Annotated in this window: 7 protein-coding genes; 5 read left to right on the top strand and 2 right to left on the bottom strand. The window is 61.4% G+C overall.

All coding sequences use genetic code 11. From position 1 onward, the window contains the following. Positions 1-238: 238 nt before the first annotated feature. Entirely contained in the window at positions 239-1,327 is a 1,089-nt protein-coding gene (locus tag LY622_RS03920) for an ABC transporter ATP-binding protein (RefSeq protein WP_234289692.1), read from the top strand. Continuing rightward, the gene (locus tag LY622_RS03925) at positions 1,314-2,363 is read left to right on the top strand and encodes an oligopeptide/dipeptide ABC transporter ATP-binding protein (RefSeq protein WP_234289693.1); all 1,050 of its coding nucleotides are present in this window, start codon (positions 1,314-1,316) and stop codon (positions 2,361-2,363) included. The genes LY622_RS03920 and LY622_RS03925 overlap by 14 nt, the downstream gene beginning before the upstream one ends. 221 nt (positions 2,364-2,584) lie before the next feature. Here the strand turns inward: LY622_RS03925 and LY622_RS03930 are convergent, their stop codons facing one another. Both LY622_RS03930 and LY622_RS22620 read right to left on the bottom strand, forming a co-directional pair. Beyond that, on the bottom strand, positions 2,585-3,901 hold the full coding sequence (locus tag LY622_RS03930; RefSeq protein WP_369413733.1) for an NAD(P)/FAD-dependent oxidoreductase: 1,317 nt from the start codon (positions 3,899-3,901) through the stop codon (positions 2,585-2,587). Beyond that, a complete protein-coding gene (locus LY622_RS22620) occupies positions 3,873-3,965 on the bottom strand; it encodes a hypothetical protein (protein ID WP_369413734.1) in 93 nt (30 codons plus the stop codon). The genes LY622_RS03930 and LY622_RS22620 overlap by 29 nt, the downstream gene beginning before the upstream one ends. Before the next feature lie 748 nt (positions 3,966-4,713). On the opposite strand from LY622_RS22620, the gene LY622_RS03935 reads away from it, so the two are divergent. The 3 genes from LY622_RS03935 to LY622_RS03945 all read left to right on the top strand — a co-directional run bounded on the left by LY622_RS03935 (position 4,714) and on the right by LY622_RS03945 (position 8,156). After that, positions 4,714-6,189 (top strand): ABC transporter substrate-binding protein, encoded by a 1,476-nt coding sequence (locus LY622_RS03935; protein ID WP_234289695.1) that lies wholly within the window; start codon positions 4,714-4,716, stop codon positions 6,187-6,189. A gap of 109 nt (positions 6,190-6,298) precedes the next feature. Next, a complete protein-coding gene (locus tag LY622_RS03940) occupies positions 6,299-7,246 on the top strand; it encodes an ABC transporter permease (protein ID WP_234289696.1) in 948 nt (315 codons plus the stop codon). 43 nt (positions 7,247-7,289) lie between these two features. Beyond that, positions 7,290-8,156, top strand: coding sequence for an ABC transporter permease (locus tag LY622_RS03945; protein ID WP_234289697.1), 867 nt, complete (start codon positions 7,290-7,292; stop codon positions 8,154-8,156). The last annotated feature ends 102 nt before the right edge of the window (positions 8,157-8,258 follow it).

The raw sequence follows: 8,258 nt of genomic DNA on the forward strand, positions 1-8,258 counted from the left end.
ATGAGCTCTTGGCGAACCTGATAGCGAGCGGTGACGCTGAGCAACTCGAAAAAGCCATGGCCGAGCATCTTCAGGAGCCGGTCGAAACCATCTGCAATGCCTGGGAAAAGGGAAGACAAATGTCGGCGCAAACGGCCGCCACAAACAGATAGGGGAAAGCTGAGTCGGTATAGTAGATGTCGAATAGGCGTGGCTAGCCACAATCACTCGCATAATCACAACTCAGAGGGATTTCAGGATGCTTGCCAATCAAACAACTATGCAGCATCAGTTACGACCGGAGGTGTGTGCCCCGGTTCTTGAAGTCGAACATCTTACCGTCGGTGTTCCTGGCGTCGGCGCCATCATCAATGATTTAAACTTGACGATTCAGCGCGGTGAGGTCCTGGCCCTGGTAGGCGAATCCGGTTCTGGCAAGAGCATGACCGCGCGTAGCCTGATGCGCCTGATGCCCTCCGGCATCTCGATTCTCGAGGGATCGGTACGGGTTGGTGGGGAAGAGGTGCTCTCCCTGTCCGAGGACAGTTTCAATAAACTCCGCGGATCCAGGATCGCGATGCTGTTTCAGCAGCCACACGTGATGCTGGATCCGACCTGTACGGTCGGTGCCCAGGCCGGTGAGGCGTTGCATGTCCACCAGCATCTTTCCGCCGAAGAAGAGCACGAACGGGTCGTCCAGTTATTCCGCGACGTGGGGATCCCGGAGCCCGAAGAGCGGATGAAGTGCTATCCGCACCAGATGTCCGGGGGGATGGCGCAGCGCGTGATGATCGCCGCGGCACTGAGCGCCGAGCCCGACCTGCTTATCGCCGATGAACCCACGACCGCGCTGGACGTCACCGTTCAGGCGCAGATCCTCCAGCTCCTGGATCGCAAGCGCCGGGAGAACAATCTTTCCATTCTACTGATTACACATGATCTGTCGGTTGTGTCGGCCATTGCTGACCGGGTCGCCGTGATGTACTCGGGAGAGATCGTGGAGCAGGGCACGACTGACGAGATCCTGCACAGTCCCAAGCACCCCTACACCCAGTCGCTGATTCACTGTTCACTCCTGCAAGCCGATGAGTCGGGGGAACTGTATGCCATTCCGGGAAACCCCCCGGAACTGCTGTCGAAGATTCCGGGGTGCCGGTTCCGTTCGCGCTGTCAGGTCGCCGAAAAGTGGGGGCACCCTGAAGTCTGCTCACGGGTCGCCCCTCCGATGGTCGAGCATGATGGCCCCGGCTGCTGCGCGCGGTGCTGGGTCGGGGCATCAGGTGACATCCAGGCCCAGGCCATCAGGGTCTGTCAGTCCGACGTGGAGGGTAACCATGAAGGCTGTTGAGAAACAAACCGACCCCACGGCGCCGATTCTCCGGATAGCGGATGCCGTCAAATACTATCCGTTGCGTGGAGGCCTACTACGCCAGCGTCGGCAGGTGCGGTCCGTTGATGGCATCAGCCTCTCGGTGGCGCCGGGCGAATCCCTGGGGCTGGTGGGCGAGTCGGGCTGCGGCAAGAGCACGCTGGCTCGGCTGATTCTCGGTATGTCGTCACTGACATCGGGCCATATCGATATCGATGGTATCGACGTCTCGTCGGCCGGGGGGAGCGAGCGCAAGCGTCTGCGGCGTACCGTTCAACTGGTGTTCCAGGATCCGTTCAGTGCGCTGGATCCTCGCATGACGGTAGGGCGCAGCCTGTATGCGCCGTTGTCCCAGAACCGGATCGGCACCCGGCCCGAGAGGCTGCAGCGGATCATCCGGGCCTTGAACGATGTCGGCCTGGATCCGAGCTTCATCGACCGCTTCCCCAGCCAGTGCTCCGGCGGTCAGTTGCAGCGGGTGGTGATCGCGCGGGCCCTGCTGCTCGAGCCGCAGGTGCTGGTGTGCGACGAGCCGACGTCGGCGCTGGACTCCTCCATGCGATCCCAGATCTTGAATCTCCTGGCATCGCTCAAGAAGCGCTACAACCTCACCCTGTTGGTCATCTCCCATGACCTGCGCGTGGTGCATTATCTCTGCGAGCGAGTGGCCGTGATGTATCTGGGGCGCATCGTGGAAGTCGCCAAGAGCGAGGAGCTCTTCGAGAATCCGTTGCATCCCTATACCCGCTCGTTGATCAATTCGTCCATGCTCGAGGAGAAGGGGCTCGATGGGTGCACCATGGCACTTGGCGAGCCGCCGAGCCCGCTCGCCCCGCCGCCGGGCTGCAGTTTCCATCCTCGCTGTCCGATTGCGAGGCCAGAGTGCAGCCGTGGCCTCCCGGAGCTGATCACAACCAGTGATGGGCACCAGGTCCGCTGCCCCTACCACGCCGCCGATTCGCAGGAGAGTACCCCTGCCACTCGTGCAGACATCGCGTCAGTGGGATCCGGATAGAGGTACCGATCATGTTCGAGCCACTGCGTGACTGGCGATATCGCCGCCTGTTCTCGGCCCAGTGCATCGGCCTGACCACCATCGCCTTGGCACTGCTATCCGATTCGGGTCAAAGCTTTCCATGACAACATCCTCTCGATTTTTTAACAGCTTGTGCTGAGGTTTGCCGCCGATTCGAGGCCTGGTTGGCTAGGCCAGGCGGTAGAGCGCATCGACCCGGATCATCGGCTGGCGCGCCATATCGCGATTCGGTCCTGTATGCCATAGCCCTGGATGACTGCCGGCATGAACCACGGATTACCACGATAGAAAGGGATGCAGGCCGGCGGCCGGAAGCCGAAGGCCGAATAAGCGTGCTTGCTGGGTCCCATCAGTTTGTGGGCTGCGCGCGTGCCGACCCAAGGTGCCCAGACCACCCCCGAACCGCAGAAGCCGGTGGCGTAGAGCACGCCATCCTTCTCGAAGATGCGGGGTAGCATGTCGCGGTTCATCGCCACGTTGCCGAACCAGCTGTGTGAGAGGCGCACGTCTCCCAGTTCGGGAAAGCGCTTCACCAGGCCCTTGCGCAGGCGCAGCGTCGGTGCCGCCGGGTCGCCGACCCGAGAGCTGTCGCGGCCTCCCAGCAGAATGCGCCGGCCATCGGGCGAGGGGCGGTAATAGAAGCCCAGTTGCAGACCCTCGCCCATCATCATCCGCTTTGGCATCAGGCGAGCCATCACCTCGGGGGCGAGCGCTTTGGTAGCGATGATCCGGCTGTGGACCGGCACCAGGCGACGGCGCAGGAAGGGCACGGCGCCGTCGGTATAGCCGTTGGTGCAGACCAGGACCTGTCGTGCCTGAACCGTTCCGGCCGAGGTCACGACGTGAAATCCGGGGCCGTCCCGCTCTATCGAGGTCACGGGGGTGTTCGAATGGACCGTCACGCCCGCGGCTAATGCCACGCGTAGCAACTCGGCGTGGAGCTTGGCCGGATCCAGTCCGCCGATGTCCCTCCTGACCGTGCCGCCGCGGTAGAAGTCGGTGCCGATATAGTGGCGCTGCTCGGCATGCGGCACGGCGTCGGACTCGATCCCCAGTCTCTTCGCCAGCGCCTCGGCGCCACGGGCCATGCCCTCGTACTGCTCATAGCCGATGGCACTCCGGAACAGGCCGGTGAGTTGGAAGTCGCAGTCGACCCCCTCGGTCTCGATAAAATCGTATAGGAAGTCGCGGGCGAGCTTGCCTTCCGCCTCGATCGTCAGCGCCTTCTCCTTGCCGAAGCGTCGGCTGAGCGTGGCGTAGTCCGGGTGAATGCTGCCACTGGCGATCCCACCGTTGCGCGATGAGGCGCCCTCGCCCGGGCTCATGGCATCGAATGCGCCAACCGACCGCCCGGCGCGTGCCAGTGCAAGCCCCGCTGCAAGCCCGGCATAGCCTGCGCCCACGATCAACACGTCGAGCTTCCTGGCCAGTGGCTGCTGTGGCAAAGGTTTGACGGGGGCCGCTTGCCACCAGAAGGGGCTGCTCTGTTCAGCGATGCTGCGCTCGTGCATGGGCATGCCTTCTCGTTGAGTTTTCATGGATCGCCTTCTCAACCCGACCCACGCAGGAGGCGCAGGTCATGCCTTCGATGGCCGGGAATACGAGTTGACGGTGTCAGGGCTCCTTCCCTTTGCCTGCTTTATCTCGGTGATGTTGTCGTCCGGCCTGGTCCAGCTCCTCTTGGAATATCGTGTTGGGAGTGTCGTGAAGCCCAAACCTTTCCATGTTGGGAAGGTTGAGGGCTTTCGTTCTTCGATCTCCGGTCTTGGGTAGGGAGGGGCATATCGTCTACAAAATACTTCCGTCAACATATTTTCAACGCACAGGGGTGAAAGGCCTGACGATGGCCTGATAGCGCGATGCGAGGGCGACAGGGCGCGAAGGTCGTCTTCGGCAGCCGTTCTCTCCGGTGTCGAGATGGGCGTTGGGACAACATCGAGGTGCGCCGGGCATTGGCTCCTTGACCTTCCCAGTATGGGAAGGTCTAGGTTTTTAGACATCGCCATCGAGGTGCGCCAGGCATTGGCCCCTTGACCTTCCCATACTGGGAAGGTCTAGGTTCTTAAACATCACCTTCACGGCACACCAGAGGAGTTTGGAGCATGCTGAATCACCATATGTGGCTGTGCTCGGTGTGCTTGAAGCCAACGTCAGCCTGGCCACGGCAATGGCCACTGTGAAAAGAACAAGAGAGGCAGGACGCCCCCGGCGAAGTCCTTCGCTACATGTCGTATTGCACAATAACTAGCTAGAGGGATAGACCATTATGAATGTTCGAAGTTACTTTAAGTCGGCACCCGCCCTGTTTCGAGGAGTGGCGGTCGCTGCCATGATCGGTCCGATATCCGCTTCCGCCTTGGCAGCCCCCGACGGGAAGGTCGTCTTCGGCGAGCTCTTCACCCCGGCGTCGGGCTGGGCGCTGGAGACCATCGACTCCTACATACTCTCGCGGGCCGGCTGCCTGGAATCGCTCACGTACATGGACTACGACGCCTCGATAAAGCCGGCGCTGGCCGAGTCCTGGGAACAGGTGTCGCCAACGGAATGGGAGTTCCAGTTGCGTGAGGGAGTGGCATTTCAAGATGGCACTGCCTTGACGCCGCAAGTGGTTAGCGATTCGCTCAACCGAGTGTTGAACGCATCGTCTCCGCCGCGAAGCTTCAATCCCGGTGTGATCGACTCCGTCGAGCCAGCCGGTGAGCGTGCCGTGCGTATTACCACCAATGAGCCGGACGTCTTCGTGCCCAACCGTCTGGCCAGTACTGAAACCGGCTTCCTCGCACCAGCGGCATTCGTCGACGATCGCATCAACCCGGTGGGGCACTGCACCGGGCCGTTCGAGATTGTTCGCGAGATTCCCCGCCAGGGCCTGGAGCTCAAGCGCAACGACGGCTATTGGGGCGGCGAGGTGCAACTGGCCGAAGCGGAGGTGCGCTACATTCCTGACGGGCAGGTGCGTTCCGTGATGGTGGAAACCGGCGAGATTCACATCGCTCGCCAGGTGCCGGCCTCAGCGTTGGAGCAATTGGAGCGCTCGGAGCGAGTGGAAGTGAAGACCATCGAGGCGCCGCGGACCACCTCGCTCTATCTCAACAATCGTGCCGCGCCACTGGACAACATGCAGGTTCGTCAGGCTATCCAGAGCGCCATCGACCTGACAGGCATCGCCGAGGCGGTCTATGAAGGCTCGGTCAACCCGGCAGTGGGCCAGTTCTCTCCGAACACGCCCTGGGCGCCGGAGAATGCCGCTGCCATGCCTCAGGACCTGGAGCGTGCTCATCAGTTGCTGGCGGAATCGGGCGTGCCGGCAAGTGAGTTGCAGTTCGAACTCCTGGCTTATGTAGAGCGGCCGGTGCTGGCCGACCTCGCCGCCGTCATTCAGTTCCAGCTCCAGCAGTTGGGGATAAGAGTGAATATTCGAGTCTCGGAATATGGCGCTATCGAACCACAGCTGCTTGCGGGTGATTTCGACATGGTTTTGATGTCGCGAGGTTACCTGACCGATGTGGGGGATCCGGCCGGCGTGCTGGTCGCGGACTACAGTTGTGACGGTGGTTACAATCTAGCCGGGTTTTGCGATCCGGAAGTGGATGCCCAGTTGGAACGAGCGAGCGGCATGGTGGACCCTGAGGAGCGTAACGTCATCTACCAGGATCTCGCGGCACGCTTGCAGGAGGAGGCGGTGAATGTGTTCCTGATCCACGAGACCATCAGCGAGGCGGTCGCCAGGAACGTAGAGAACTATCAGGTGCATGCCTACGAGCGCACCGCCTTGCACAAGGACCTGAAGCTCAACTCCCAGTAATGACACTCCTGGAGGGAAACGCTGGCGAGCACAGCATATCGGCGTTTCCCGAACCACTGTGCCGCGCTGAAGTGCGGGGTTCATTCGATCATTGGAGAGGGCTGACAGAATGCCTATTTTCATATTGCGCCGACTCGCGGTGCTTGCACTGGCGCTGCTGGTCGTATCGTTTCTGGTCTTCCTGATTCCCTACATAGGAGACACGGATCCGGTACGGGCACTGGCCAGGGCGCGCTTCGGTCGCCTGGATCTGGATGCGGCCGCCATCGAGGCGCTGCGCATCGAATTGGGAATGCACAAGCCGCTGCTGGTGCAGTATCTGGACTGGCTGGGCAAAGCTGTGACCGGAGATTTTGGCAATTCGTACATGAGTCGTGAGCCGGTCATCGAGCAGGTCTGGTCGGCGCTCAAGGTATCCATCGTCCTGACCCTTTCTGCTCTGGGCTTCGCTTTCGCGGTGGCTGTTCCTGTCGGCAGCATCGCTGCCCTGCGGCAAGGCGGTTCTTTCGACACGACGGTCAAATCGCTTAGCCAGGCGTTTGTGGCGGTACCCGAATACTGGCTCGCCCCCATGAGTATCCTGGTCTTCGCCCTCTATCTGGGATGGTTGCCGTCGGCAGGTTGGCGGGGGCCGGAGTCGGTGATCCTGCCGGCCCTGGCCCTGTCGCTGCGTCCCATGGGCTATTTCACCCAGGTCATGCGGGCATCAATGGTCGATGTCCTTAATTCACCTCATATCGTGGCGGCGCACAGCCGCGGCCTGAGCGTCCGGCGCACGCTGATCGCCCATGGCCTGCGCAATGCCCTGCTGCCCGTGATCACGCTGTTCTCCATGTGGATGGCCGGGTTGCTGGGCGGTGCGGTCGTCATCGAGGTGATCTTCGCAGTGCCCGGCATGGGGCGGTTGGTCTATACGGCGATCGTCAATGGCGACCTTCCGGTCCTTCAGGCAGGTCTGGTCGCTATCGTCACCTTTGCCGTGCTGATCAATACGCTCACGGACTTGGCCTACACCGTACTCAACCCGGTAGTGAGGTTCGACAATGCCGCAGCTTGATACCCCCATGTCCCCGGGAGGTGTGCAGGGCCTGAGGTCCAGAATGGGCAACGTCCACTTGGCGTGGTCCTTCCTCGTCCACCTCTCCCGGCACAACCGTACGCTGCTGCTGGCCAGCATCGTGTTTGCCACGGTGATCGCCCTGTTGCTTCTCACGCCCTGGCTGGCTCCGCATGATCCTTCGAGCATGACTCTCTCGGGTCGCTTCTCGGGCCCCAGTGCAGAGCACTGGCTGGGGCTCGATCATCTGGGCCGGGACGTCTTCAGCCGTCTGCTCTACGGCGGCCAGTTCTCGGTCTCCATTACGGCCATCACCCTGGTGATTTCGGCCGTCGTTGGAACCTTGCTGGGCGTGATCAGTGCCCGGGTCGGCGGCGCCGTGGACGAATTCCTGATGCGCCTCGTGGATCTGATGATCTCGTTTCCGGATGTGCTGGTGGCCCTGTTCCTGGTCGCCATCCTGGGGCCGGGTTATGGCACGCTGATCCTGGCGCTCACCCTGACCGGCTGGACGCCGTTTGCCCGCATGACGCGCGGGTTGGCCCTGGAGATCAACTCCAAGGATTATATCCGGGCAGCGGAGATACTCGGTTGCTCACGTACCTTCATTATCGTGTACCACGTGATTCCCAATGTCCTGAGGCCGCTTGCCACGATTGCGTTCCTGCGATTCGGCCACAAGTTGATCACGGTGGGAAGCCTCTCCTTCCTGGGGCTCGGGGTGCAGCCGCCCGACACGGATTGGGCCGCGATGCTCGCGGAGGCGCTGCCCTACCTGGATCGTGCCCCGGCCCTGGTGTTGATTCCCGGTCTGGCGATCTTCATTACCGCGCTGAGTGTCACCCTGATCGGTCAAGGCCTGGAGGCGCATATGGATGCAAAAATGAAGTGGCGTCATGATGACAAGTGATTGAGATTATTATGATGATGAGGAGCACGCCATGATGAAGCTACATGCAGGTCCAAAACCTGTCCTTCGCTCGACCATGTCGAGCATGGTCACCGAACAGAT

The organism is Halomonas alkalisoli (assembly GCF_021412585.1).
Lineage (GTDB): Bacteria > Pseudomonadota > Gammaproteobacteria > Pseudomonadales > Halomonadaceae > Halomonas > Halomonas alkalisoli.